At 64.6% G+C, this 23,876-nt stretch carries 19 protein-coding genes; 7 read left to right on the forward strand and 12 right to left on the reverse strand.

Going from position 1 to position 23,876, the window contains the following annotated elements; translation table 11 throughout:
• Positions 1 to 10: 10 nt before the first annotated feature.
• From HK353_RS09240 to HK353_RS09250, 3 genes are all read right to left on the reverse strand, one after another.
• Positions 11 to 772: a 3-hydroxyacyl-CoA dehydrogenase gene (locus HK353_RS09240; RefSeq protein ID WP_173155457.1), complete on the reverse strand. Its 762-nt coding sequence runs from the start codon at positions 770 to 772 to the stop codon at positions 11 to 13.
• A 240-nt stretch (positions 773 to 1,012) separates the two neighbouring features.
• Entirely contained in the window at positions 1,013 to 1,591 is a 579-nt protein-coding gene (locus tag HK353_RS09245) for an NADPH-dependent FMN reductase (protein ID WP_173155458.1), read from the reverse strand.
• A gap of 8 nt (positions 1,592 to 1,599) precedes the next feature.
• Positions 1,600 to 1,986 carry a hypothetical protein gene (locus tag HK353_RS09250; RefSeq protein ID WP_173155460.1) on the reverse strand — a complete coding sequence of 129 codons (387 nt, stop codon included), beginning with the start codon at positions 1,984 to 1,986 and terminating at the stop codon, positions 1,600 to 1,602.
• Position 1,987: 1 nt separating this feature from the next.
• On the opposite strand from HK353_RS09250, the gene HK353_RS09255 reads away from it, so the two are divergent.
• Positions 1,988 to 2,647, forward strand: a complete 660-nt coding sequence (locus HK353_RS09255; RefSeq protein WP_173155462.1) for a TetR-type transcription factor C-terminal domain-containing protein — start codon at positions 1,988 to 1,990, stop codon at positions 2,645 to 2,647.
• Between the two features lie 67 nt (positions 2,648 to 2,714).
• Here the strand turns inward: HK353_RS09255 and HK353_RS09260 are convergent, their stop codons facing one another.
• From HK353_RS09260 to HK353_RS09275, 4 genes are all read right to left on the reverse strand, one after another.
• Positions 2,715 to 4,520 carry a dipeptide ABC transporter ATP-binding protein gene (locus HK353_RS09260; RefSeq protein WP_173155464.1) on the reverse strand — a complete coding sequence of 602 codons (1,806 nt, stop codon included), beginning with the start codon at positions 4,518 to 4,520 and terminating at the stop codon, positions 2,715 to 2,717.
• Positions 4,517 to 5,578: an ABC transporter permease gene (locus HK353_RS09265; protein ID WP_245395905.1), complete on the reverse strand. Its 1,062-nt coding sequence runs from the start codon at positions 5,576 to 5,578 to the stop codon at positions 4,517 to 4,519. The genes HK353_RS09260 and HK353_RS09265 overlap by 4 nt, the downstream gene beginning before the upstream one ends.
• Complete coding sequence (locus HK353_RS09270; protein ID WP_173155466.1) at positions 5,578 to 6,669, reverse strand: ABC transporter permease; 1,092 nt, start codon at positions 6,667 to 6,669, stop codon at positions 5,578 to 5,580. Before HK353_RS09270 ends, HK353_RS09265 begins: the two co-directional genes overlap by 1 nt.
• A gap of 141 nt (positions 6,670 to 6,810) precedes the next feature.
• On the reverse strand, positions 6,811 to 8,445 hold the full coding sequence (locus HK353_RS09275) for an ABC transporter substrate-binding protein (RefSeq protein ID WP_173155468.1): 1,635 nt from the start codon (positions 8,443 to 8,445) through the stop codon (positions 6,811 to 6,813).
• Positions 8,446 to 8,917: 472 nt separating this feature from the next.
• On the opposite strand from HK353_RS09275, the gene HK353_RS09280 reads away from it, so the two are divergent.
• Complete coding sequence (locus HK353_RS09280; protein WP_173155470.1) at positions 8,918 to 10,456, forward strand: amino acid carrier protein; 1,539 nt, start codon at positions 8,918 to 8,920, stop codon at positions 10,454 to 10,456.
• A gap of 466 nt (positions 10,457 to 10,922) precedes the next feature.
• On the opposite strand, the gene fbaA is transcribed toward HK353_RS09280, so the two are convergent.
• Positions 10,923 to 11,948, reverse strand: a complete 1,026-nt coding sequence (gene fbaA, locus HK353_RS09285) for a class II fructose-bisphosphate aldolase (RefSeq protein ID WP_173155472.1) — start codon at positions 11,946 to 11,948, stop codon at positions 10,923 to 10,925.
• 315 nt (positions 11,949 to 12,263) lie between these two features.
• Positions 12,264 to 14,177, reverse strand: a complete 1,914-nt coding sequence (locus HK353_RS09290; RefSeq protein ID WP_173155474.1) for a BCCT family transporter — start codon at positions 14,175 to 14,177, stop codon at positions 12,264 to 12,266.
• Between the two features lie 234 nt (positions 14,178 to 14,411).
• Between HK353_RS09290 and HK353_RS09295 the strand changes: the two genes are divergently transcribed.
• Positions 14,412 to 15,743, forward strand: coding sequence for an MFS transporter (locus tag HK353_RS09295; protein WP_173155476.1), 1,332 nt, complete (start codon positions 14,412 to 14,414; stop codon positions 15,741 to 15,743).
• A 36-nt stretch (positions 15,744 to 15,779) separates the two neighbouring features.
• Here HK353_RS09295 and HK353_RS09300 read toward each other — a convergent pair whose 3' ends face one another.
• Together HK353_RS09300 and HK353_RS09305 are read right to left on the reverse strand one after the other, a co-directional pair.
• A complete protein-coding gene (locus HK353_RS09300) occupies positions 15,780 to 16,268 on the reverse strand; it encodes an SRPBCC family protein (RefSeq protein ID WP_173155478.1) in 489 nt (162 codons plus the stop codon).
• 31 nt (positions 16,269 to 16,299) lie between these two features.
• The gene (locus HK353_RS09305; RefSeq protein WP_039212082.1) at positions 16,300 to 16,641 is read right to left on the reverse strand and encodes an ArsR/SmtB family transcription factor; all 342 of its coding nucleotides are present in this window, start codon (positions 16,639 to 16,641) and stop codon (positions 16,300 to 16,302) included.
• Between the two features lie 208 nt (positions 16,642 to 16,849).
• Between HK353_RS09305 and HK353_RS09310 the strand changes: the two genes are divergently transcribed.
• From HK353_RS09310 to HK353_RS09325, 4 genes are all read left to right on the forward strand, one after another.
• Positions 16,850 to 18,040 carry a lipid II:glycine glycyltransferase FemX gene (locus HK353_RS09310; RefSeq protein ID WP_173155488.1) on the forward strand — a complete coding sequence of 397 codons (1,191 nt, stop codon included), beginning with the start codon at positions 16,850 to 16,852 and terminating at the stop codon, positions 18,038 to 18,040.
• A 69-nt stretch (positions 18,041 to 18,109) separates the two neighbouring features.
• Positions 18,110 to 18,754 (forward strand): TetR/AcrR family transcriptional regulator, encoded by a 645-nt coding sequence (locus HK353_RS09315; protein WP_039212078.1) that lies wholly within the window; start codon positions 18,110 to 18,112, stop codon positions 18,752 to 18,754.
• On the forward strand, positions 18,751 to 19,689 hold the full coding sequence (locus HK353_RS09320; RefSeq protein WP_173155490.1) for an ABC transporter ATP-binding protein: 939 nt from the start codon (positions 18,751 to 18,753) through the stop codon (positions 19,687 to 19,689). The genes HK353_RS09315 and HK353_RS09320 overlap by 4 nt, the downstream gene beginning before the upstream one ends.
• Positions 19,686 to 21,425 (forward strand): ABC transporter permease, encoded by a 1,740-nt coding sequence (locus HK353_RS09325; RefSeq protein WP_173155492.1) that lies wholly within the window; start codon positions 19,686 to 19,688, stop codon positions 21,423 to 21,425. Before HK353_RS09320 ends, HK353_RS09325 begins: the two co-directional genes overlap by 4 nt.
• On the opposite strand, the gene HK353_RS09330 is transcribed toward HK353_RS09325, so the two are convergent.
• On the reverse strand, positions 21,415 to 23,706 hold the full coding sequence (locus HK353_RS09330; RefSeq protein WP_173155494.1) for a helix-turn-helix transcriptional regulator: 2,292 nt from the start codon (positions 23,704 to 23,706) through the stop codon (positions 21,415 to 21,417). The two genes, HK353_RS09325 and HK353_RS09330, sit on opposite strands and share 11 nt — an antisense overlap.
• Positions 23,707 to 23,876 lie beyond the last annotated feature (170 nt).

The following is a 23,876-nucleotide window of genomic DNA, read 5'->3' on the forward strand; positions in this document are numbered from 1 at the left end:
CCCTAGTCGATCATTTCGGAGCCATGCGGATGGCGCCGTCGAGGCGGATCGTCTCCCCGTTGAGCATTGGGTTGGCGACGATCGATTCGACGAGCTGCGCGTACTCGGCGGGCTTGCCCAGTCGGGCCGGGTGCGGCACGGACTTGCCGAGGGATTCCTGCGCCTCGGCGGGCAGACCGGCCATCATCGGGGTCTCGAAGATGCCGGGGGCGATGGTGACGACACGGATGAGAGAGGCGGCGAGTTCGCGAGCCATTGGCAATGTCACGGCGGCCACGGCGCCCTTGGACGCCGAGTAGGCGATCTGGCCGATCTGGCCGTCGAAGGCCGCGACGGAGGCGGTGTTGACGATGACTCCGCGCTCTTCGCCGTCCGGCTCCTGCTGCTGCATGGCCGCAGCGGCGAGGCGGCAGACGTTGACGGTTCCGACGATGTTGATGTTCAACACCTTCTGGAATGCCTCGAGCGGCAGCGGCCCCTTGCGGGAGACGAGCTTGCCGGGGGTCGCGACGCCCGCGCAGTTGACGACGACGCGCAGAGCGCCGAGCCCGGTCGCGGTGTCGACGGCGGCCTGAACCTGCTCTTCATTCGTCACGTCAGCGGTGACGAAGTGAGCGGAGTCGCCGAGTTCGGCGGCGACCTGCTGCCCCACCTCGGCGTTGAGGTCGACCATGACGACCTGGGCGCCGGCAGCCAGGAGGCGTTCGGTGGTGGCGCGGCCGAGACCGGAGGCTCCGCCGGTGACGAGGGCGACGGTGTTCGTGAGATCCATGAGTGTCCTTTGCATCGCTGAGCGAACAGTTGATCACTGCGACTCTAACGCAGATGTGGGGACGGTCACTGTGCACGGTCGGGTGGGGCCGCCTCGGTGAGGGATCATCCTGCCGGGGGTGCCGGTCGCGACGGGGACGGTTTCGGTCGCGACGGCGACGGTTTCGGTCGACGCGGGGACGACGAAGCCCGCCGGTCGGGTGACCGGCGGGCCTGTCTCAGCTCAGCTGCGAGAGTGGACTCAGGCGGCCTGCTCCTCGGCGTCGGCTTCGCGCACGTACTTCAGGGCCTCGCCCCAGGCGACGATGTCGTCGACCATGGAGGCGAACGGGGCGGCCGAGACCTCGGTCGGGGCGAACGTGCCGTCGGCGACGTCGGTGAAGATCGAGAACGACGCCTGGTCGCGGACGACGGCGAGCTTGTAGTTCGCGAGGATATGGCGCAGGTGCTCAGCGGCGCGCACTCCCTTGTCGGCGCCGTAGTTCACGATGCCGGCGACCTTGTGGTTGAACTCGGTCGCGACGAAGTCGAGGGCGTTCTTCAGCGAGCCGGAGATCGAGTGGTTGTACTCAGGGGTGACGAAGATGAAGGCGTCGAACTCTTCGAGCTTCGCGCCCCAGGCCTTCGTGTGGTCGTTGGCGTACATCTTCGCACCGGCGGGGATCACCTCGTCGAGGAGGGGCAGGTCGAAGCTGCCGAAGTCAACGACCTCGGCTCGGACGTCATCATTGGAAGCCAGCTGCTGCTCGACCCAGCTCACGATCTGCGGGTTGAGCGCCTGCGGGCGGGAAGTTCCGGGAATGATGGCAATGTTGAGCATATGCGTCCTCAAATCGTTGAGCGGTGCCCACCGGCCGGGCGGCCATGGCGGTCGAGTTCACGGGCCGAGCCTGCGACCTCGGCGAACCGGGTCGGCTGCAACTCCACCGTGACCAACATCGTTGAACACTCAATCATTCCCAGATAGAGAGTGACGCTGGTCACCGGTTGAGGCTGGGTCAGGTCACTGACCAGGCACTGCTCGATCACTATTCCGGTGACGGGGCCATACGAAGTCCGCGACCGGTCGCAACGGACGCCGAACACGGCGATACCGTAATTCCGCGCGAAATCAGGCCCGCAGAGACCACCTGTCGTGTATGGTCGTTGGGCAAGTGAAAGACTGTTCGTTAAAAAGTCGGCTTCAACGGAAAACAAGGCAAGGAGTCCGGTCATCGTGCGCTCAACCAACGGCCGCAACAATATTCTCCGCTCGGCCCGGGACACTTTCGCGGACAAAGGATTCGACGGCGCGTCCATCCGCGATATCGCCCAGACAGCAGGTCTGAGCCTCTCCGCGCTCTACTACTACTTCCCGTCCAAGCAGGAAGCTCTCTACGAGCTCGTCCACACAGCGTATACCTGGTACGTCGAGCACTGCCGAGCGGTCATCGCCGACGTCGATGATGATGTCGTCGATCAGCTGGCCGTGGCGGTGCGCTATCTCGCCCGCTATCGCATGGAGAACGTCTCGGTCTCCACCGTGCTGCTGCGCGATACCGAACGGCTCACCGGCGACAACGCCGTCCGCGTGAAAGAACTCCAGCGGGAGGCCCGCGAGATCATGGGCGATATCGTCCAGGCCGGCATCGACGCTGGGAAGTTCCGCGTCAGCAGTGCGGCTCTGGCCACCCGAGCCATCCACTCGATCTGCAACTCACTCTCGCTGTGGTACCGGCCGACGGGAGACCTGACGCCTGACATGATCGAGCGCGACTTCACTCAGTACTCGATGCGCATCCTCGGCATCGACCCCGACGAGGCCGAACTCGACCGCCTGCTGGCCCTGCCGGTCAATCAGGCCGGAATGCTCGACTTCATCGCCGACACCCACTGACCCCCTTACTACCTGACGGCGGCCCAGCTACCTCGCGCGAGGTTGCTGCGCCGCCGTCAGGTAGTAATTAGGGGGTTGGGCGGAGGGTTCTTGCCAGCTCGCGGCGCTTCGCCTGCTCCTTCGGGTCCGGGACCGGCAGCGAGGCGATGAGGCGTTTGGTGTAGTCCTCCTGCGGCGCACCGAGAACCTGCTCACCTGCGCCCTCTTCGAGCAGCTCGCCGTGGAAGAGCACCCCGATACGGTCGGAGAGCATGTCGACCACGGCGAGGTCGTGGCTGATGAACAGCGCCGCGAAGTCGAAGCGGTTCTGCAGCTCGACGAAGAGCTCGAGCACCTTCGCCTGCACGGACACATCGAGCGCCGAGGTCGGCTCATCGGCGATGAGCAGCTCCGGATCGAGCGCCAGTCCGCGCGCCAGCGACGCCCTCTGCCGCTGACCGCCGGAGAGCTCATGCGGATACCGCGCCGCATACGCTTTCGGCAGCTGCACGGAATCGAGGAGTTCGAGCACTCGCTGCGACCGGTCGTTCGCGCTCATCTCCCGACGGTGGATCGCGAACGGTTCGGCGATGCACTCCCCGATCGACAGATGCGGATTGAACGAGGCCGCCGGGTCCTGGAACACGAACCCGATCCGTCGCCGGATCTTCGAGAACTCACGCTCCTTGAACCCGACCATCTCGTGCCCGAGCACCGACAGACTCCCGCCGCTGGCCCTGGTCAGGCCCGCGATCGCGCGTCCGATCGTCGTCTTGCCCGACCCCGACTCACCGACGAGCCCGTAGACCTCGCCGGCCTTGATGTCGAAGCTGACCTTCTTCACCGCGTGGAAGTCCGACTTGCCGATGCCGCCCGGATAGACGATGTCGAGCTCGCGCGCGGTCACGATCGATTCTCGCGCGTCCCCGTTCTTCGCCGAGGCGGCTCCCTCCCTCGCCGAGGCAGGCCCGTCCGACGTCTCCCCCGCCGAGGCGACCCCACCCGAGGCCTCTCCCGTCGAGTCAGTGCGCGCTGAGGCGGCGGCCGCCTTGCGACTGCCGGCCACGGTGGATCCGATCCGCGGCACAGCGGCGAGGAGTTCGCGCGTGTACTGTTCCTGCGGATCGTTGAAGAGCTGTTCGACGGACGACACCTCGACGAGGTCGCCGCGCAGCATCACGGCCACGCGATCGGCGAGGTCGGCGACGACGCCCATGTTGTGGGTGATGAGCACGATAGCAGTGCCCGTCTCGTCGCGCAGCTCGCGCAGCAGGTCGAGGATCTCCGCCTGCACGGTGACGTCGAGTGCGGTGGTCGGCTCGTCGGCGACGATGAGCTTCGCCCCGAGTGCCAGGGCCATGGCAATGACGATGCGCTGCTTCTGCCCGCCCGAGAACTGGTGCGGGTAGTAGTCGAAACGGCTTTCGGCATCGGGGATTCCGACCTGCCGCATGGCCTTGACGACGCGCGCCTTGAGGTCGGCCTTGCTCGCCTTCTTATCGTGCGCGCGCAGACCTTCGGCGATCTGCCACCCGACCGTGAAGACGGGGTTGAGCGCCGTCGACGGCTCCTGGAAGACCATCGCCACATCTCGGCCGCGCATGGCCCGCAGCTCATCGGCGGAGACGCTGAGTACGTTCTGCCCGGAGATGACGATGGCCCCGGTTCGCTGCGCCGTCTCGGGCAGCAGCCCCAGGATCGACCGGGCTGTCACGGTCTTACCGGACCCCGACTCACCCACGATCGCCAGCACCTCCCCGGGCGAGACGCTCAGCGACACGTCCTTGACGGCGTGGACGTCCCCGCCGTCGGTGGAGAAGGTGACGTCGAGACTGTCGACATCGAGGATGCTGTCCGTCGCCGAGGCGGTCCGCTCGTGTTTCTGCTTGCTCATGCCGTGACCTCCGCGGGCTTGACGTTCTTGACCTTGGCTTTGCGCCTCACACGCAGACGCGGGTCGTTGAGGTCGTTCATCGACTCACCGACCAGGGTGATTCCCAGCACCGTGAGCACGATGGCCACGCCCGGGAACACCGCCGTCCACCACACGCCGGAGGTGACATCCGGCAGTGCCTTGTTGAGGTCATATCCCCATTCCGACGCCGAGGTGGGTTCGATGCCGAATCCCAGGAACCCGAGTCCGGCCAAGGTCAGGATCGCCTCGGAGGAGTTGAGTGTGAAGATCAGCGGCAGGGTCCGCGTGGCATTGCGGAAGATGTGCTTGGAGATGATCCGCGTCTTCGAGGCGCCGAGGACGATCGCCGATTCGACGAACGGTTCGGCCTTCAACCGCAGAGTCTCGGCACGGACGACGCGGAAGTACTGCGGGATGAAGACGACCGTGATCGAGAATGCGGCCGCGGCGATGCCGCCCCACGCGCTCGACTGACCGCCGGAGATCGCAATCGACATGACCAGCGCCAGCAGCAGGGTCGGGAAGGCGTAGACGGCATCGGCGATGACGACGAGGATGCGGTCGAGCCATCCGCCGATGTAGCCGGAGACGAGACCGAGGATGACACCGGCGAAGATCGACATGACCACGGCCACGACGATGACGGCCACTGCGGTCTGGGCACCCCAGACGACACGGGAGAACACATCGTAGCCGCCGACGGTAGTGCCCCAGATATGGGTGCCGCCGGGCGGCAGCTTCGACCCGAAGTTGCCCTCGGAGGTGCCCAGCTGGTTGAAGCCGTACGGGGCGATGAGCGGTGCGAAGATCGCGCAGATGAGCACGATTCCGCACAGCACGAGGCCGGTGATGAGCATTCCGCGCTGCAGCCCCACGGACTGGCGCAGATGCGAGATGATCGGCAGGCGGGACAACCAGGACTTCTTGGCCCGGTCGTCGAACGCCACTGCCGGTACTCCGGAGCCGGGAGCCTCCTCGGCGAAGGTCTGGGCCTCTTCAGCCGGGCCCTGGTTCTGCGGGTTGTCTGGAGTGGACATCAGTACCTCACTCTCGGGTCGATGAACGCGGCGATGACGTCGACGAGGAAGTTCGTGACCGCGACGATGACGGCGAGGAACACGACGATTCCCTGCACAGCCACGAAGTCACGGGCGGTCAGGTACTCGGCGAGTTTGAAGCCGAGCCCCTTCCACTCGAACGTCGTCTCGGTGAGCACGGCGCCGGCGAGCATGAGCGCGATCTGCATACCCATGACCGTGATGATCGGGATCAGCGCTGGACGGTACGCGTGCTTGGTGACCAGGCGGTATTCGGAGATTCCGCGGGATCGACCGGAGTCGACGTACTGCTGCTCGAGCGTGCCGATGAGGTTCGTGCGCACGAGCCGGAGGAACACTCCCGCGGTGAGCACGCCGAGCGCGATCGCCGGCAGCACCGCATGGGCGAGCACATCGCCGAGGACGGAGAAGTTGCCGATGCGCAGGGCGTCGATGAGGTAGAACCTGGTCGGGCCGACGACACCGGACATGATGTATTCGGTCTCTGTGGTGCCGCGGCCGGCGACGGGCAGGATCGGCAGGAAGACGCCGAAGACGAGTTTGAGGACCATGCCCGCGAAGAACACCGGGGTCGCATAGCCGAGGATCGCGAGCACACGCAGTGCCGCATCGGGGGCCTTGTCGCGGTGGTAGGCGGCGAGCATGCCCAGCGGGATGCCGAGGATGAACGCGACGATGAGCGCGTAGAAGACGAGTTCGACGGTCGCTGCTCCGTAGTTGAGCAGGATCGACGAGACCGGCTGCCCGTCGGAGACCGCGGTACCGAAGTCGCCCTTGAGCAGATTGCCCAGGTATTCGAAGTACTGGACGAGGATGGGCCGGTCGTAGCCGGCGGCGTGGACGCGCTCGGCCAGCTGGGCCTTCGTCAGGCGTCCGCCCAGCGCTGCGGTGATCGGGTCACCGGTGATGCGCATGAGGAAGAACACCAGAGTGGTGAGAATGAAGATGGTGGGAATGATGAGCAGGAAGCGGATGAGGACATAACGTCCCAGACCGCCTCCCGAGGGCTTCTTGACCGCGACCGAAGTCTCGGCGGCCTCAGCCCCTGGTTCGCTGATGGCAGCAGACATGTGTTCCTTATGGGATGTGTTTCGATGCGCGAGCGGCAAGGGACGGCTCGGCGGGGGTCACTGCAGGTGTACGCACCTCGCCGCGGACGCGCCACGAGGTGCAGGCGGCCTGATCGGCTCACCTGCACCTCGGGTGGGTGATCACTTGCTCAGCAGTGCCAGACGGAACTGGAACGCGGGGTCGAGTGTGTCGTCGACGCCCTTGACGTCCTTGCCGGACACGGCGATCTGGTTGCCCTGCAGCAGCGGCAGGGTCGGCAGTTCGTCGGCCAGCTCACCCTGGATCTTCTTCAGGGCATCTTCGCGCTTGCCCTTATCAGCGATCGAGGACTGAGCGTTGAGCTCCTTGTTCATCGCCTCGTCACGGTAGTGGTTGGCGAGGAACGACGGAGTCTCATCCGTGTCGTAGAAGAACGGCATGAGGTAGTTGTCGGCATCCGAGTAGTCCGGGAACCAACCCAGCTGGTACATCGGGTAGACGTCGTCAGTGCGGTCCTTCGAGTACTGCACCCACTCGGTCGACTGCAGCTTGACGTTGAACAGCCCGGTCTTGTCCAGTTGGTCCTTCACCAGGGCGTATTCATCACCCGAGGAGGGACCGTAGTGGTCAGGGTTGTACTGGAGCTTCAGCTCCACCGGGGTCTTGACTCCGGCGTCCTTGAGCGCCTTCTTCGCCTTCTCGACGTCGGCGCCGCCCTTGCCGTCGCCGTATTCGGACTTCAGCGGTTCGTCGGAGCCGGGAAGCCCGTCGGGCACGTGCGAGTACAGCGGTGTGAAGGTGTCCTTGTAGACCTGGCTGGCGATCGCCTGACGGTCGACGGAGTCGGCCATCGCCTTGCGGACAGCGAGCGCCTTCTTCTCGTCGGCGTCGTCGGTCTTCGCACCGAAGGGCATCGTGTCGTAGTTGAACACGATGTAGCGGATCTCCCCGCCGGGCCCCTTGTGGACCTTGAGGTCCTCGTTCTTGCCGAGGTCCTCGACGTCGGTGGCCGAGAGCGAACGCCATGCCACGTCGATGGTGTTCTCCTGGACGTCGAGCTTCATGTTGTTCGCGTCCGAGTAGTACTTCATCTGCACGGTCTCGGTCTTCGCCGGCTCGACGAAGCCCTTGTAGTCCGGGTTGGCCTTGTAGGTGATCAGCTCGTTGAACTTGAAGCCGTCGATCGTATACGGGCCCGCGAAGGCCTTGCCGTCGACGATCTCCTGGTCCTTCGTGACCTTGTCGGCCGAGAACACATCTTCATCGACGATCGGTCCGGCGGCACTGGCCAGCACACCCGGCCAGGTCTGGTCGTTCTTGCGCTTGAGGTTGAAGATGACGGTCTTCTCATCCGGGGTCTCCACGGACTTCAAGCCGCCGAGCAGCGAGGAGGGCCCGTTGGGGTCCTGGATCTTCAGCTGCCGATCGAAGGAGAACTTCACGTCGGAGGAGGTCAGTTCGTTGCCATTGGCATACTTGAGCCCGTCCTTGAGCTTGACCTCGTACTTCGTCGGCTCGGTGAAGTCAGCCGATTCCGCGATCGAGGGGTTGAGCTCGGCCGTGCCCGGCTTGTAGGCGAGGATGTACGGGTAGATCTGCTGTTCGACGAGGGAGCTTCCGTTGTCATACGCAGCAGCCGGGTCGAGAGCCACGACCTTGTCCGTGGTTCCGACCGTGAGCATTCCACCTTTGTCATCCCCGCCGCCGCCTCCGGTCGTCGAGGTCGAGCAGGCGGAGAGGAGCAGAGCGCCGGCCGCGGCGATGGCCGCAGCCTTTGCACCGGTTCGTCGTTTCATGGTGTTCCTGTCTTTCACAAGTGCTCTTCGTGTCTTCTTTGCTCGAAGAGATCCGCACCACATAATACGGTTCCCGTCCCAAATAGTGAACTGACCCACATGAAGTGATCCAGTTCGCAATGACTTCGCAACAATTCGCCGAGGCGACTCAACCAACACAGCGGAAATTCCCTTGCCGCAATGGCCGAGATCCCTTTCGGCGTCGCCCGCATTGCGCCCGCGCCTGCCGCGGTACGCCCCCGGCCCCGTGAAATCACACGACCGCGTCGACGGCAGCGCCACGGGGGGCCGCCTCGGCGAATGCGATTTGCGTCACCGATGACAATCGGCTTGACTTATGAGGTGCATCACAGAGAACGCTAGGGAAACTCTCGTGAAACTGGCCGGTCCCCGCTGGCCGGTGCTCTGGGACAGATGCTAGATAAGCAACACCGTGTCGGCGATCCCGGCGCGGAAGAACGAATGGAGAAGCGTGTCCGCTTTCATCGACTGGCTCAACGGGGTTGTGTGGTCATCCGCCCTCGTCTATCTGTGCCTCGGCGCAGGTGTCTATTTCACGATCCGCTCCCGCGCGGTTCAGATCCGTCAGATCCCCGCCATCTTCAGGCAGATGTTCACGGGAAAGAGCTCCAATGAGGGCGTCTCGTCCTTCCAGGCGCTGGCGATCTCTCTGGCCGGACGCGTCGGCGTCGGCAATATCGCCGGTGTCGCCACCGCCATCGGCTTCGGCGGCCCCGGTGCCGTCGTCTGGATGTGGATCTCAGCCCTCCTCGGCGCCTCGACGTCCTACGTCGAATCCACCCTGGGACAGATCTTCAAGGAACAGGATCCCCGCACCGGTGAGTACCGCGGCGGCCCGGCCTTCTACCTCGAGAAGGCCTACCGCCACACCAAGGCCCGCGGCCTGTTCAAGGTCTACGGCATGGTCTTCGCGGCCGTGACCGTCATCGCCATGTCCTTCATGCTGCCGGGCATCCAGTCCAATGCGATCTCCGGCGCCGTCGAGAACGCCTGGAGCGTTCCCACCTGGGGCACCGCAATCGCGCTCGTCATCGTCATGGGCTTCATCGTCGTCGGCGGAATCAAGCGCATCGCTCACTTCGCTTCGCTGGCGGTTCCGTTCATGGCAGTCATCTACATCATCGCGGCCATCGCCGTGACCATCATCAACGCCGACCAGATCGTTCCGGTCTTCGAGCTGATGTTCACCTCGGCCTTCGGCATCGACGCCGGACCGGAAGCGGCCTTCGGCGGCATCATCGGCATGGCGGTCCAGTGGGGCGTCCAGCGCGGCATCTACTCGAACGAGGCCGGGCAGGGAACCGGACCGCACGCCGCATCGGCCGCCGAGGTCTCGCACCCCTCGAAGCAGGGACTCGTGCAGGCCGGATCGGTCTACATCGACACCCTGTTTGTGTGCTCGGCGACCGCGTTCATGATCCTCTCGACCGGTATGTACAAGGTCTTCGACGCAGACGAGACGACGATCATCGGCACCGGTCGCGGTCAGATGGCCGAGGAGATCGCTGCGACTCCGGGCGAAAAGTGGCCGCAGGCGGGACTCGACTCGATGATCCACGGCTTCGGTGCCGGCTTCATCGCGATCTCGATCTTCCTCTTCGCTCTGACCACGATCGTCGCGTACTACTACATGGCCGAGACGAACCTCGTGTACCTGCTGGGCAAGGTCAAGAACACCCTGGTGCTCGCCGTCGGCAAGCGCGTGCTGCAGCTGCTCATCCTCGTCGCCGTCGCCGTCGGTGCGATGTCGACGGCCGGCAGCGCCTGGGCGCTCGGCGACATCGGCGTGGGCCTTATGGCCTGGCTGAACATCATCGGCATCCTCATCCTGCAGCAGCCGGCGTTCAAGCTCCTGCGCGACTTCGAACGCCAGACCAAGCACGGCCTGGACCCGGTGTTCGAGCCCGAGAAGATCGGCGTGCGCAATGCCGACTTCTGGGATCAGCGGGTGGCTCGCCTCAAGGCCGGCGAGGCGGTGCCGAAAGGCTGATGCCCCACGCGGTCGGCTGCCTGCCACCCGGCAGGCGGCCGATCGGCAGGCAGGCCATTCGGCAGACTACTCGTCCGCCGATGCGGGGGACAGACTGCGAGGCCCGGGACAATGGCGTCCCGGGCCTCGTGCCAATCACAGCGACGCACAGAGCAGCGACCGCCGCCCGACCCTGAGACCTACGGCTCATGCCTTAACCTCGGCGCAAATGTAGGTCACTATCGGATAGTTTTCGCGCTCGAAAGTATCCGATGGCGACCTAGATTCCGGCGAAAGTATCCGAAGGTGACCACAATTCGCCCGCCGGACGATCCACATGCGCATAACTGCAGCGGCCGCCGCCCGGAATCGGGCGACGGCCGCTGTCGGTTCGCGGGGCAGAGGCTGCTGCCCTCCGGCTCACCAGCCGAGCCTGCTCACCAGCCGAGCCGGCTGAGCTGGCTGTCCCAACTGAGCCGGCTGAGCCTCACTTCTTCAGGCTGGTGCCTGCCGAGCCGAGATTCTGGCAGGCTTCGACTATGCGCTCGGCCATGCCCTTCTCCGCGGCCTTGCCGTAGGAGCGCGGGTCGTAGAGCTTCTTGTCGCCGACCTCGCCGTCGATCTTGAGCACTCCGTCGTAGTTGCGGAACATGTGCTCGACGATGGGACGGGTGAAGGCGTACTGGGTATCCGTGTCGATGTTCATCTTCACGACTCCGTGGCGGACCGCCTCGGCGATCTCTTCTGCGCTCGAGCCCGAGCCGCCGTGGAAGACGAGATCGAAGGGAGCCTTCTTGCCGAACTCGGCACCGACCTTCTCCTGAATCTCGCCGAGGAGTTCGGGGCGCAGCTTCACATTGCCGGGCTTGTACACGCCGTGGACGTTTCCGAAGGTCAGAGCCGTGAGGTAGCGGCCCTTCTCGCCGGTGCCCAGCGCGCGGGCGGTGGCCAGCCCGTCCTCGACGGAGGTGTAGAGCTTCTCGTTGATCTCGTTCTCGACGCCGTCCTCTTCGCCGCCGACGACGCCGACCTCGATCTCGAGGATCGAGTGAGCTGCCGCCGAGAGCTCGAGCAGCTCCTCGGCGAGGGTGAGGTTCTCGTCGAGGGGAACGGCCGAGCCGTCCCACATGTGCGACTGGAAGTAGGGCTCGCCGCCGTTCTTCACTCGCTCGGTCGACTCGGCCAACAGCGGCTTGACCCACGCTTCGACGGCGTCCTTCGGGGCGTGGTCGGTGTGCAGCGCGATGTTGACGTCATAGCTCTTGGCCACCTCGGCGGCGAAGACGGAGAACGCGATCGCACCGCGCACGCGGTCCTTGACCGTCGGGCCGGACATGTATTCGGCACCGCCCGTGGAGATCTGCACGATGCCGTCGGAGCCGGCCTCGGCGAAGCCGCGGATGGCGGCGTTGATCGTCTGCGAGGAGGTGCAGTTGATCGCGGGGTAGGCGAAGCCCTGGGTCTTCGCGCGGTCGATCATCTCGGCATACACTTCGGGGCTGGCGATGGGCATACATGCTCCTTGGTCGGGGTCGGCCGTTTCTGCTGCCACCAGCCTACTCGTTCCGTCCCGCCCATGGCAGGGAGGCCCGGAGCGCGGCTTCCCTCGCCGAGGCGGCCCTCCCTTGGCATCGGCCGTGAACGAATCCCGGAACGCGATTTCGGATCCTGTCGCCGAGGATGCCCTCCCCTGGCATCGGCCGTGAACGACGCAACCGCCCGACCGGATGGTCGAGCGGTTGCGTCGGAGGTGAGCCGCCTCGGTGCGGGACCGTGCCTCGCCGTGGAGGGCAGGCAGCGTTCCCGGACCGAGACGCCTCGGTGCGGGTCAGGACTCCGTGTCCGGAGGTGTCTCCGTCTCCCGGGTCGGAACCTCACGCACACCGCGCTTGCTGTCTCGGGAAGATGACTTCGCGCGCTGCTTGCCGAGCAGGCCCTGGGAGCTCTTGAGCCGATAGTCGATGCGTTCGTCGACCTTCTCGCCGAGGTATTCGTCGAAGTCATCGGCCAAGTGCTCACCGACCGCACGGAACCGTGCGGCTCGTTCGATGGCTGCCGTCCTCTTGGCCTCCATGCTGAAGGCCTTGAGAGTCGAGACGCAGACAAGCAGCAGTACGATCGAGAACGGCAACGCTGTGACCAGCGATCCCGCCTGCAGGGCGGTGAGTCCGCCGGCCATGAGCAGCGCGATGGCGATCGCGCCCTCCATCAGCGCCCACAGCACGCGCGACCAGATCGGCGGGTTCGGGTGACCGCCCGAGGCGAGCATGTCGACGACGAGGGAGCCCGAGTCCGAGGAGGTGATGAAGAAGATCGCCACGAGGATGATCGCGATGACCGAGAGGATCGAGCCCAGCGGCAGGTCTCCGAGCACGTCGAAGAGGACACGCTCGGCGACGACTCCTTCGTCCGGGTCGACGAGGTCGCCGGAGCCGAAGATCTGACGGTAGATACCGGTTCCGCCGAGGACGGAGAACCAGAAGAAGCCGACGATCGAAGGGACGAGCAGGACGCCTGCGATGAACTCGCGGACGGTGCGCCCGCGGGAGATGCGGGCGATGAAGACACCGACGAAGGGTGCCCAGGAGATCCACCAGCCCCAGTAGAAGAGGGTCCAACTCGAGTTCCATTCGGCGCCTTCCTTGCCGGAGTAGGCACCGATGTCGAAAGTCATGTTGAGGACGTTCGCCAGCCAGACGCCGAGTGATTCGACGAAGTTCTGGAACAGGAACAGAGTCGGGCCGAAGACGAGGACCGTGACCAGCAGGACGCCGGCCATCGTGAGGTTGATGTTCGACAGCCACTTGATTCCTGCGCCCACACCCGAGACCACTGAGGCAGTGGCCAGCAAGGTGATGATGACGATGAGGATGATGAGGAATGTGTTGTCGTAGTCGCCGACGACGCCGATGTGCTTGAGTCCTGCGGAGATCTGCTTGACGCCGAGACCCAGCGAGGTGGCGATGCCGAAGACGGTGCCGAAGATCGCGATGATGTCGATGACGTCACCGGCCCAGCCTTTGACCTTGTTGCCGAGCAGCGGTTCGAGTGCCCATCGGATCGACAGCGGGCGACCGCGGCGGTGGATGGCGTAGGCCAAAGCCATACCGAGCACGGCATAGAGAGCCCAGGGGTGCAGACCCCAGTGGACGAAGGTCTGTGCCATGCCCATCTGGGCGTTCTCGACCTCACCGCCGGGCCAGCCGGGCTTCGGTCCGGTCGTCGCATAGGTCAGAGGTTCGGCCACACCGTAGAAGACGAGACCGATGCCCATGCCCGCAGCGAAGAGCATGGCGAACCAGGACATGACGCCGAATTCGGGTTCGTCGTCGTCCTTGCCGAGTTTGATCTTGCCGAACTTCGAGAAGCCGACGACGATCGCGAAGCCGACGAACAGCCCGACGACGAGCATGTAGTACCAGCCGAGCTGAGTGACGATCCAGTTCTGGATGTTCGAGATGACATTGCCGGTGCCCTCGGGCAGTGCCACGGAGAATACGACGATGCCGACGATGATGATCAGCGCCGGCCAGAATACGCGCGGGGCGATCATGCCCTTGCCGATGCGCACTCCCTGGCGCTGCAGCTTCTGAGTGATTGCGTCATCGGAGTCGGATTCGCCGATGTGGAGTTTCTCGGGCAGATGAAGTTCTACGGGGTCTGGTTCGCCGAAGAGCAGCTGCTCTTCGGGGCCCGGACCCAACCCGTTTCCCTCTTGGGAACTCGTGTCGGGGTCGCTCATGTCGCCCTCCTGATCGAATGAATGGATTACCGCTTCACTCTGCCGTATTCCCCAGCCTCCTTCAAGGCAACTTTCAGTCCGAACCCACACAACAGGGGTGATATCCCTGGTCACGGCGGGAATCCACTCTGCACCGCAACAGGAAAGACGACTTGCGAGAAGAGCGGCCCGAGCCGGGAAATTGCCCCACGGCTCACTCCACGTTTCGGTCCCGGCATTCAGTACAGTGGCCTCATGGCCACGTTGAATCCGCCCAGTTCGGGCATTGGTTCGGGCAATCGCCTGCGCATCTTCAATTGGGCCCTGTGGGATTGGGGGTCGGCGTCCTTCAACGCCGTGATCATCACCTTCGTCTTCGCCCCGTATCTGACGAAGTCCGTCGCCTCCACCGAGGAGGCCGGATCCTCGGCGTTGGGCTGGTCGATGGCCGCGGCCGGTTTCGTCATCGCCGTCGTCGCCCCGGCCGCCGGCACCCGGGCCGATGCCGGTGGTCGGCATCGCCTGTGGCTGGGTGTGCACACCGGAATCGTCGTGCTCACGATGTTCGGCCTGTTCTTCGTCCGCGACTCCCCCGACTACCTGTGGCTGGGTCTTCTGCTCTTGGCCGTCGGCAGCGTCTTCTTCGAATTCGCCGAGGTGTCCTACAACGGGATCATGGTCCGCATCACCAACCCCGACAACGTCGGCAAGGTCTCCGGATTCGGCTGGGGAATGGGCTATGTCGGAGGGCTGGTCCTCCTCGTCATCCTCCTCGTCCTCGTCATCCAACCCGAAGTCGGCCTCCTCGGCGCCAGCGACGAGGAAGGACTGCGGTTCCGTATTGTCGCAGTCCTCTCCGCCGTGTGGTTCGCGATCTTCGCGATCCCCGCTCTGATCTCGGCACCGGGGGCGAAGGTCAAGGGCACCTCGGGAGGACACCCGATCAGAGCATTCATCGCCGACTACGCGGGCCTCGTCCGCCGTCTGATCCGGATGTGGTCGACCGAGCATCAGACGCTGCGGTTCTTCATCGCCTCGGCGGTCTTCCGGGACGGCCTGGCCGCGATCTTCTCCTTCGCGGGCGTCCTCGCCGCCGGTGGCTACGGGTTCTCCGCGTCGGAGATCATCATCCTCGGCGTGGCCGCGAACGTCGCCGCCGGCGCCGGGGCGATGATCGCCGGGTGGTTCGACGATCGACTCGGGCCGAAACCCGTCATCATCACCGGTCTCATCGTCATCATCCTCGGCGGGCTGCCGATCCTCTTCAGCGCCGAGGCGGCCGTGTTCTGGGCCTGTGCCCTGATCTTGAGCTTCTGCGTCGGTCCGGTTCAGGCCTCGAGCCGGTCGTTCCTCGCCCGCATCACTCCACCGGAATCGGCTGGGGAGAACTTCGGACTCTACGCCACGACCGGACGGGCTGTGAGCTTCCTCGGACCGGCGATGTTCGCCTTGTCGATTCAGATCTTCGGCTTCGAGCGGGCGGGGACGCTGGGCATCCTCATCGTCCTCGCGGTCGGCTTGGCGCTCATCATTCCCGTCCGACCCGACGCCCCGGCCCACTCCATGCAGGCCCGCGTCGAGAGCTGAGCCATTGCGGCGAGGTCGGGCGCCGGCCGCGCCGGCTCACTGCCGGGCGAGCAGATCGTCGATCTGGTTGATCGCTCCGGTCGAGCCTTCGATGACACCCATCTCCAGCACGGTGCGCAGCCCCTCGGTCGAGTCGAACACCGATTCGTAGGTGGCACGAGTCCCGGTCTCGGTCGTCTCGAAGCGGTAGATGCAGCTGCTTCCGGGCATCGATTCGACGACGGTGAAGTCCTCATCGGCGAAGTAGTCGCGGAATTCCAAGCGCGTGGGGCGGTCGACGGCGGTCAGTTCCCACAGCCCGCAGAACTTCTCACCCTCCGGGCTCGTCATGAAATAGGTGACTCTGCCACCGGGTTCGAGCGCATGGTCGACGACCGTGGCCGGGTACGTCGGTGGACCCCAGATCTGCTCGAGTTGGCGGGGATCGGCATAGACCTCCCACACTCGCTCGAGCGGCGCCGCGAACTCGGCGACGATCGTCAGGGTCAGTGTCTCTTCGTCATGGTATGTGTCGATGACCGGCATGGCTGCTCCTCAAGCATTGCGGTGGTTTGCCTCACGACCCGGCCTGCTCGTCCCCGGCCAGAAGGTCGTCGATTCTCTGCACTCGTTCGACCCACTGGTCTTCGAGCTCGGCGAGCATGCTTCTGATGGTGCGAAGCGGACCCACCTCTGCGTGCGCAATCTGCCGCTTGCCGACTCGGCGCTTCGTCACGAGTCCTGCACGTTCGAGGACTGCAACGTGCTTCTGCACTGCGGCGAAGCTCATGTCGTAGTCGGCGGCCAGATCGGACACCGAAAGCCCTTCTCCAGCGACTCGGCGCACGATATCGCGCCGAGTGCGGTCGGCCAATGCCTGGAACAGCGCATCCGCCTCATCGTCGAGAAGTCCTTTCATGCCATTAATCATACAACCGGTTGGTTGTATGTAAATAGGCGGAACGAGATTTCTCAGAACAGACTGCTTCACCCGACACTCAGGAGAAGCACCTGCTGCCCCTCGATCAATACCGCAAGTCAGGTGCGGGAATCCGCACGTGCACACAACTTCCGCCCCCTGGCGACCATCCGAACAATACGGTTTCTCTATGACTACGATCCGAGCCATGACACCCGACGCATTCCTCACCAGCCTGCAGAGATTCGGTGATGTCAGCTACCAACAGACTCCATTCTGGGCGGAGGCACGGCGAGTCGATTGGCCCGATTACGTGCCGGTGGGCTGGTATGCCGACGGCGCAGATCCGATCTCGGTCGCAATCATCCGTTACCGCCGGATCCCCGGAACGAAGAAGCGCTTCGCTTTCATTCCCTACGGCCCACTGATCGATTGGGACAATGCGGACATAAGCGAGCAGCTCTCAACGTTGCGTTCATTTCTCGAAGCAAACGATGTCATCGGCGTCCGCATGCTCCCGTACCTCAGCCTCCGACGGTGGGACAATGCAACGGTACGAGCAGGACTCCGCGAGCCGATCGCCAGGCACTTCCGTGACCTCGCTCCCGATTACACCAACCCCACAGCTCTGCAGCTGAGGGCGATCATGCGCGACTCCGGATGGATCGAAAAGTCTGCCCCCCAGGAGACGCATATCGATTACGGCCGCTTCAACTTCCTGCTGAATCTCGAAGACCGCACCGAAGATGACATCCTTGCCGGAATGCACAAGACCTGGCGATACAACGCGAAGAAGGCCTCCCGTGAAGGCGTCAAGATCGAATTGGCATCCATTGCCGACGTCGATGATTTCCAGCTCCTGTACACCTCAACCGGGAATAGAAACGGATTCGCAACCCTGTCCACCGACTTCTTCAGGACCATGTGGACCCATCTCACTCAAGGACTGCCAGGCCGCTTCACCACGCATTTCGCCCGCTTCAACGGCGAAGTACTCGGAGCCACGACCACAGCTCGGGTGTCTTCGACCGCTGAATGCATCCACACCGCGACCGACACGACCAACCCACGAATGAAGCCCTCGAATGCCCTGTATCTCGCCTTGATTCGACAGCTTCTTTCCGAAGGCGCTAAATCCTACGACCTGGGTGGAGTCAAGGACTGCCTCGGCCTCGATATGGGCGGTAGCGGTCTGGTCCGCTTCAAGACTGAAATGGGCGCTGACGCCCACGAATACATGGGGGCGTGGGAACTGCCCATCACCCCTCGAACCTACGCCGCATTCTCGCACGCCGTCCCCGCCTATAACGCTGCCCGCTCGCGCATAGATCCTCTGCTCGCCTCCGCAACTCGACTGCACTCCCGGTTACCAGCACTCGCACGACGCGACCCCTCCTGACCGCGGCCAGCTCAGCACGGTTCACACCATCTATTGACACCTTGATTGAACGCGCGTTTAATATTAAACATGCGTTCAACGACTTCCGACTCCAACTCGCGCCGCTCTCCCAACACCTCGCCGGAGACGGCGCAGAGGATCCTCTCGGCCGCCGTCGCCGAGTTCGCCCGCCACGGGTTCACGAAGACCACAGTCCGCGGAATCGCCGCTGCCGCCGATGTCTCCCCAGGCTTGGTCATCCACCACTTCGGCTCCAAAGACGGACTGCGCAGCGCCTGCGACGACCATGTATTCGAACTGATCACCAGCGCAAAGGCGCGCAACGCCGAATACGCCACGATGGCTGTGCAGATGATGTTCGGCGACCCCGAGATGTCCACCGCTGTGGACTACCTCGTCAAGTCCCTGCTCGACCCCAGCGAGCACGGTCAGCGCTACTTCGATCACTACGTCGACCTCGTCGAGTCGTATATCACCGACGGTTTCGCCGGCTACACCTTTCGTCAGAGTGAGGACCCGCACGGCCAGGCGGCGACCATCGCGGTCATGGCCCTGGCACCTGCAATGCTCGAACACCGCCTGCATTCGGTCCTCGGCACCGACGACACCGCGGAGACCATGACCCGACTCGCCCCACACCTGCTCGATCTCTACCTGCACGGAGCGCTCGAGTCCGTCCCTGACAACTCTGGACTGAGAGATGAGGAACCATGAGCACGTTGACCGGCGCCCGCCGAACCGACGGCAGCCGAGCATCCGCCTCGGCGGCGATCTCGATGCGCGAAGTCGTGAAATCATACGGACGCGTCCGCGCCCTCGACGGTCTCGACCTCGAGGTCGCCCGCGGCGAGGTCCACGGCTTCCTCGGCCCCAACGGCGCCGGCAAGTCGACGACGATCCGGATTCTGCTCGGAATCCTGCGACATAACTCGGGTACGGTGCGCCTCCTCGGCGAGGATCCTTGGTCGAAGGCGGTCCCCCTGCACCGCCGCCTGGCCTATGTTCCCGGCGATGTGGAACTGTGGCCAGGGCTGACCGGCGGCGAGGCGATCGACCTGTTCGCCAGGCTGCGCGGAGGTGTGGACAGACGTCGTCGCGATGAGCTCATCGAACGCTTCGACCTCGATCCGCGGAAGAAGGGACGGACCTATTCGAAGGGCAACCGGCAGAAGGTCGCGCTCATCTCAGCTCTGGCCTCGGATGTCGAACTGCTGCTCCTCGACGAGCCGACGGCCGGGCTCGACCCGCTCATGGAAGCGGTGTTCCAGGACTGCATTCGCGAGGCGAAGGACGCCGGGCGCACGGTGCTGCTCTCCAGCCACATCCTCGCCCAGGTCGAGGCCCTGGCCGATCGGGTGTCGATCATCCGGTCGGGTCGCATCGTCGAGACGGGGACCCTGTCCGAGCTGCGGCACCTGTCACGGACGACGATCACCGTCGGGCTCGAACACGATGTGCCCGCCCTGTCCGAAACGACCGGAGTCCACGACCTCGTCCGCGAAGGTTCGCGATTGCATTTCAGCGCCGATACGGCGCAGCTGCCCCGTATCATGCGGGCGCTCGGCGAACACGATGTCGAATCGCTCACCGCGACCCCGCCGACCCTCGAACAGCTGCTGCTGCGTCACTACGGCAAGGAGGAGTCATGAATCTGCTGGCCGCATACACGGACGACGGGGATCGCACTGTCCACGGAGGTCCCGGGAACTCACCGCAAACCGGGCATCATCATGGTGCACATGAACGTGTTCGGCGTGGCCGCCTCGGCGAGGGAAACCTGGCAGGGTTGGGTCACCTGCTGAGGTTCATGCTGCGGCGGGATCGACTGTGGCTGCCGATCTGGGTGATTGCGCTGTCTGCGCTCACCGCGTATTTCGCGAATGCAATCGCGGTGGTCATGGATTCGGATTCGCTGCAGGCGATGACGGCGTTCTCGAAGAATCCGGTGATGGCGCTCATCACGGGGCCGGGTTACGGGCTCGACCAAGTGACGATCCCGCGGTTCATCGTCGGCATGTACGGGGTGTTCCTCATGATCGGGGCGGCTCTGATGTCGATCCTCACCGTCTCCCGGCATACGCGTGCCGAGGAGCAGACCGGGCGAGCTGAACTCGTCCGCGCCGGCGTCACCGGTCGGCACACTCAGCTGATCGCCGCCCTTGCGCTCACGGTCTTCATGAATCTCCTGCTCAGCGCGGGTATGGCGGCGGCGTTCGGCTTCTCTCAGGCCGAGCCGGATTCGTGGTCGGCGACGGTGCTGTTCACGGTCGGAATCGGCGCGGTGGGGTGTGTCTTCGCCGCCGTCACCGCGGTCACGGTGCAGCTGAGCGCGTTCGCCAGGGCCGCCTCGTCGATGGCCGGAGCAGTGCTTGCACTCAGCTTCGTCCTCCGCGGGATCGGCGATATGTCGCACGTGTCGGGGGGGGGTTCGCTCGATTGGCTGTCGTGGCTCTCACCGTTGGGATGGTCGCAGCAGACGGCGTCGTTCACCCTCGATCGCTGGTGGCCGCTGCTGTACTCGGTCGGATTGTTCGCGGTCCTCGTCGTCGTGGCCGTCGTCTTGCAGTCACGCCGTGACCTGGGAGCCGGGATCGTCGCCGAACGGTTGGGCCGGTCGCAGGCGGGACCGCTGCTGTCGACGTCGTTCGGTCTGGCACTGCGCCTGCAGGCATCGAGCCTGATCTGGTGGTCGATGAGCATGTTGGTCATGGGTGTGGTGTTCGGTTCGTTCACCGGGCCCATGGACGAAGGAGCGGCTGGAATGCCGCCGGAGATCCTGTCGATCATGGGCGGACGGTCCGGAGTCGTCGACGGCTACCTCGGATACATGGCCCTGTACTTCGCGATCATCGTCGCCGCGTATGCGGTCATCGCCGCTGGTGGGCTGCGTTCCGAGGAGTCCTCCTTCCACACCGAACCTGTGCTCGCGACCGCGGTCTCCCGTGCTGGCTGGTTGGCTTCGTGGGCTGTGGTGACGCTGTTCGGGGCGGGATGGCTGATGGCCATGGCCGGCCTCGGCGAGGGTGTGGGAGCGGCGATGTCAATGGATGATTGGTCTCTGCTGTGGCCGACCCTGCTCGGGCATCTCGCTCAGGCGCCGTCGATCTGGGCGCTGCTCGGGTTCGCCTACCTGCTATACGGCTTCGCCCCACGGCTGATGAGCCTGAGCTGGATCGTCTTCGGTGCCTCGGCGGTGCTCGCGCTCTTCGGCGGGCTGATGCAGCTCGACGATGCGATCCTCGACCTGTCCCTGTTCACCCATATCGGCCAATATCCGGCACAGGATCTCTCCGCCGAGGCGGTGCTGTGGTTGGTCGGCATCGCTGTGGTCCTCGTCGGGGCTGGGATGGTCGGGTTCCGGAGGCGGGATCTCGTCACTGCGTGAGGTACCCCAAGGACCGAGCGCGGCTGAGGACGTCCGCCCGGTTCGAGACTCCGAATTTGCGGTAGAGAGCGGAGAGACGGTTCTTCACGGTTCCGGTAACCTGCTGCAGTTCGCCGGCGATCTCGGCGACTGACAGACCCCGTGCCAGCAGGTCGATGAGTTGGGCTTCGCCGGCGTTGAGCTGCGGCGCTTCTGCCAGGTCCACGGAGACCGGGCCGATACGGCGCAGCCGCTCCCTCAGCTGCGCCGGTGAAGCGAAGGTCGCGGCGAACTCACTTGCAGCTTCCGCCCATACGGGCGAGTCGGCCGTGAGGTCGACGAGTCGGCTGCGATCGGTCAGCGGCAGCAGTGCAAGCGGCAGCAGCGAGCTCACCCAGGTCGAGAGACTCACAGCCATCATGAAGTCACTCTGCGCCGCGGCCTCGTCCCCCGTGCGCAGTTTGGCTGCGGCTCTGATAGCGGCGAGTTCTGCGCGGCTGCGCGGACTGAGCGAGCGGTGATAGAACCAGGTATCGGCGCACGCTATCGCCTCGTCGTTGCGACCGGCCACGAGCTTTGAGCGGACGTCGAGGACGATGCGCGCATCACACGCTGGCGAGAGCCTCTCTCGGTCGAGCTCGGCCCACCGCAGCTGGCCGAGTGCGATGAAGACCGTGCTACGACCGAACGCAAGCAGATCCTTCTCAGCGGCGGAGAGGACTCCGGAATCGCGATATCGCTCGGCATCATCGTTGACGAAGAGCAACCCGGATTCGGACTTTGCGGACAGCACTGCCAAGGTCCGGGCGATGAGAGGCAGATAGACCCACAACGTTCGCAGCTCGGGGTAAGCGGACAACGCATCGAACTCCGCCTGGGCTCGTTCCAGGTCGAGTCGGTCGAGAGCCCTCAGTGCCGCTGCGATACGCAGCGGCGGAGTGACGTGTTCGTCGATGATGACGCTCGGCGGTGTCTCTGAACGACCTGCGACAGAGCCGGTTCCGGCACCGACTCGGCTGGTCTCGGACGGCTCTGCCGCCGATGCGAGATGGGCATCGGCGCGTTCACAGTCGCCGCTGACGGCCGAGATGAGAGCCGTCCACGCGATGATTGCCGGCAGCAGGAAATCACCGTCGATGTGACCGGCCCGGGCTGGCCCCTCGATCTCATTGAGCAGGGACAGTGCCCGGCGAGACTGGGCTGCATGGTGGAGTGCGATCGCAGTGAGGAGTCGGACGACGGAACGCCCACGCACACTGGGCATCTTCGCCGCGGCACGGATGCCCAATTCTGCGGCGTCACCGTGCCGGCCGGAATCGGCGAGACCGATCATCTGACGAACGGTGCCGACGACGTCCACCGGCAATCCGTCCGGCCGGATCTCTCCGCTCTCATCTTCTCCCGGTGCCGAGGCACCGAGGATCCCCGGCAGTCGTGACCTCAGGAGTCCCGGGCCGGTATGCCTGATCGCGGCGGCACGGATGCGTGCTGGATCGGCGGCCGCGGAATCAGCGTCGATATCCTCGGCGAGGGTTCCGAAGAATTCGAGTCCGGGCCAGTTCGCACGAGTCTTGGGCGGCAGAAGCCGAAACGCGGTGCAGGCGGTCCGCGGCGTGAGCAGGAACATCGGAATGCCCACCGCCTCGGTCACTCGCAGCAGCTGGGTCCAGTAGCCGCCGTGTCGGGCCACGATCAAAACGTCGCTGAGGAGCTCCGGCTCGACGGTGCCTGCCGATTCCATATGCTCGATGAGCACTTCGAGCAGGGCTGCGACCGCGGATCCCCCACCGGCTGTGGTGGCGAGCTCATGGCGCAGCTTGGCGGCGATGAGGGAGGGCACCTGCAGCAGTGACCCCCTCACCTGGTCCTCCGCACAAGTGAGTATCCCGCTGGAGTGGAGTCGGACCAGCACGCCTTCAGGGTCATTGACCCCTATTCCGCCGAGGAGGTCGTCGGCCACCGCTGTCAGCGCCCGCAAGGCGGTCGTCTCTGACACAGCGCTGAGTTGAGCGAGTACCGAGGCGGCTGCTGTGTCACCGGCTCCCAGCTCGAGGGACAGTCGTGGACACAGTTCGACGACCCAATCGGCGAAGGCCGCAGATCCAGGATCCACCGTGACCCCTGCGGTGGCAGCGGCGCGGAGGACCGCCTCGGCGAAGCGAGCACGACCGGCGCATTCCGTCCACAGCAGGTGGCAGAGCTCGGAGTCAACCGGACCCACCCCTGAGGATTCGAGTTCGACGATGAAGTCTCCCAGGCTGAGGCGAGGATCGTACGCTTTCCCTTCAGCTTTCGAGCTCATGGTCGCCCATCCTTCATCTCGGCGGATCACACCCGCGTCACGCTCATCGACGTACACGTGAGCTCCCCTCTTAGACGTCCGGTCTTCGATGCCGGTCTGCCAGCACACTGCCCGCGCGTTGGTTCCGATTTCCAATCTGCCCGGAATCAATCACTAGGCACGTCCTGCGG

Origin of the sequence: Brevibacterium permense (assembly GCF_013280495.1) — a bacterium.
Lineage (GTDB): Bacteria > Actinomycetota > Actinomycetes > Actinomycetales > Brevibacteriaceae > Brevibacterium > Brevibacterium permense.

Coding starts and splice junctions, on each gene's coding strand:
- HK353_RS09245 (WP_173155458.1), bottom strand. CDS start 1,591: ATGCTCAACATTGCCATCATTCCCGGAACTTCCCGCCCGCAGGCGCTC.
- fbaA (WP_173155472.1), bottom strand. CDS start 11,948: ATGCCCATCGCCAGCCCCGAAGTGTATGCCGAGATGATCGACCGCGCG.
- HK353_RS09265 (WP_245395905.1), bottom strand. CDS start 5,578: ATGTCCACTCCAGACAACCCGCAGAACCAGGGCCCGGCTGAAGAGGCC.
- HK353_RS09310 (WP_173155488.1), top strand. CDS start 16,850: ATGACACCCGACGCATTCCTCACCAGCCTGCAGAGATTCGGTGATGTC.
- HK353_RS09250 (WP_173155460.1), bottom strand. CDS start 1,986: ATGACCGGACTCCTTGCCTTGTTTTCCGTTGAAGCCGACTTTTTAACG.
- HK353_RS09300 (WP_173155478.1), bottom strand. CDS start 16,268: ATGCCGGTCATCGACACATACCATGACGAAGAGACACTGACCCTGACG.
- HK353_RS09325 (WP_173155492.1), top strand. CDS start 19,686: ATGAATCTGCTGGCCGCATACACGGACGACGGGGATCGCACTGTCCAC.
- HK353_RS09295 (WP_173155476.1), top strand. CDS start 14,412: ATGGCCACGTTGAATCCGCCCAGTTCGGGCATTGGTTCGGGCAATCGC.
- HK353_RS09320 (WP_173155490.1), top strand. CDS start 18,751: ATGAGCACGTTGACCGGCGCCCGCCGAACCGACGGCAGCCGAGCATCC.
- HK353_RS09290 (WP_173155474.1), bottom strand. CDS start 14,177: ATGAGCGACCCCGACACGAGTTCCCAAGAGGGAAACGGGTTGGGTCCG.
- HK353_RS09270 (WP_173155466.1), bottom strand. CDS start 6,669: ATGTCTGCTGCCATCAGCGAACCAGGGGCTGAGGCCGCCGAGACTTCG.
- HK353_RS09330 (WP_173155494.1), bottom strand. CDS start 23,706: ATGAGCTCGAAAGCTGAAGGGAAAGCGTACGATCCTCGCCTCAGCCTG.
- HK353_RS09315 (WP_039212078.1), top strand. CDS start 18,110: ATGCGTTCAACGACTTCCGACTCCAACTCGCGCCGCTCTCCCAACACC.
- HK353_RS09275 (WP_173155468.1), bottom strand. CDS start 8,445: ATGAAACGACGAACCGGTGCAAAGGCTGCGGCCATCGCCGCGGCCGGC.
- HK353_RS09260 (WP_173155464.1), bottom strand. CDS start 4,520: ATGAGCAAGCAGAAACACGAGCGGACCGCCTCGGCGACGGACAGCATC.
- HK353_RS09240 (WP_173155457.1), bottom strand. CDS start 772: ATGGATCTCACGAACACCGTCGCCCTCGTCACCGGCGGAGCCTCCGGT.
- HK353_RS09305 (WP_039212082.1), bottom strand. CDS start 16,641: ATGAAAGGACTTCTCGACGATGAGGCGGATGCGCTGTTCCAGGCATTG.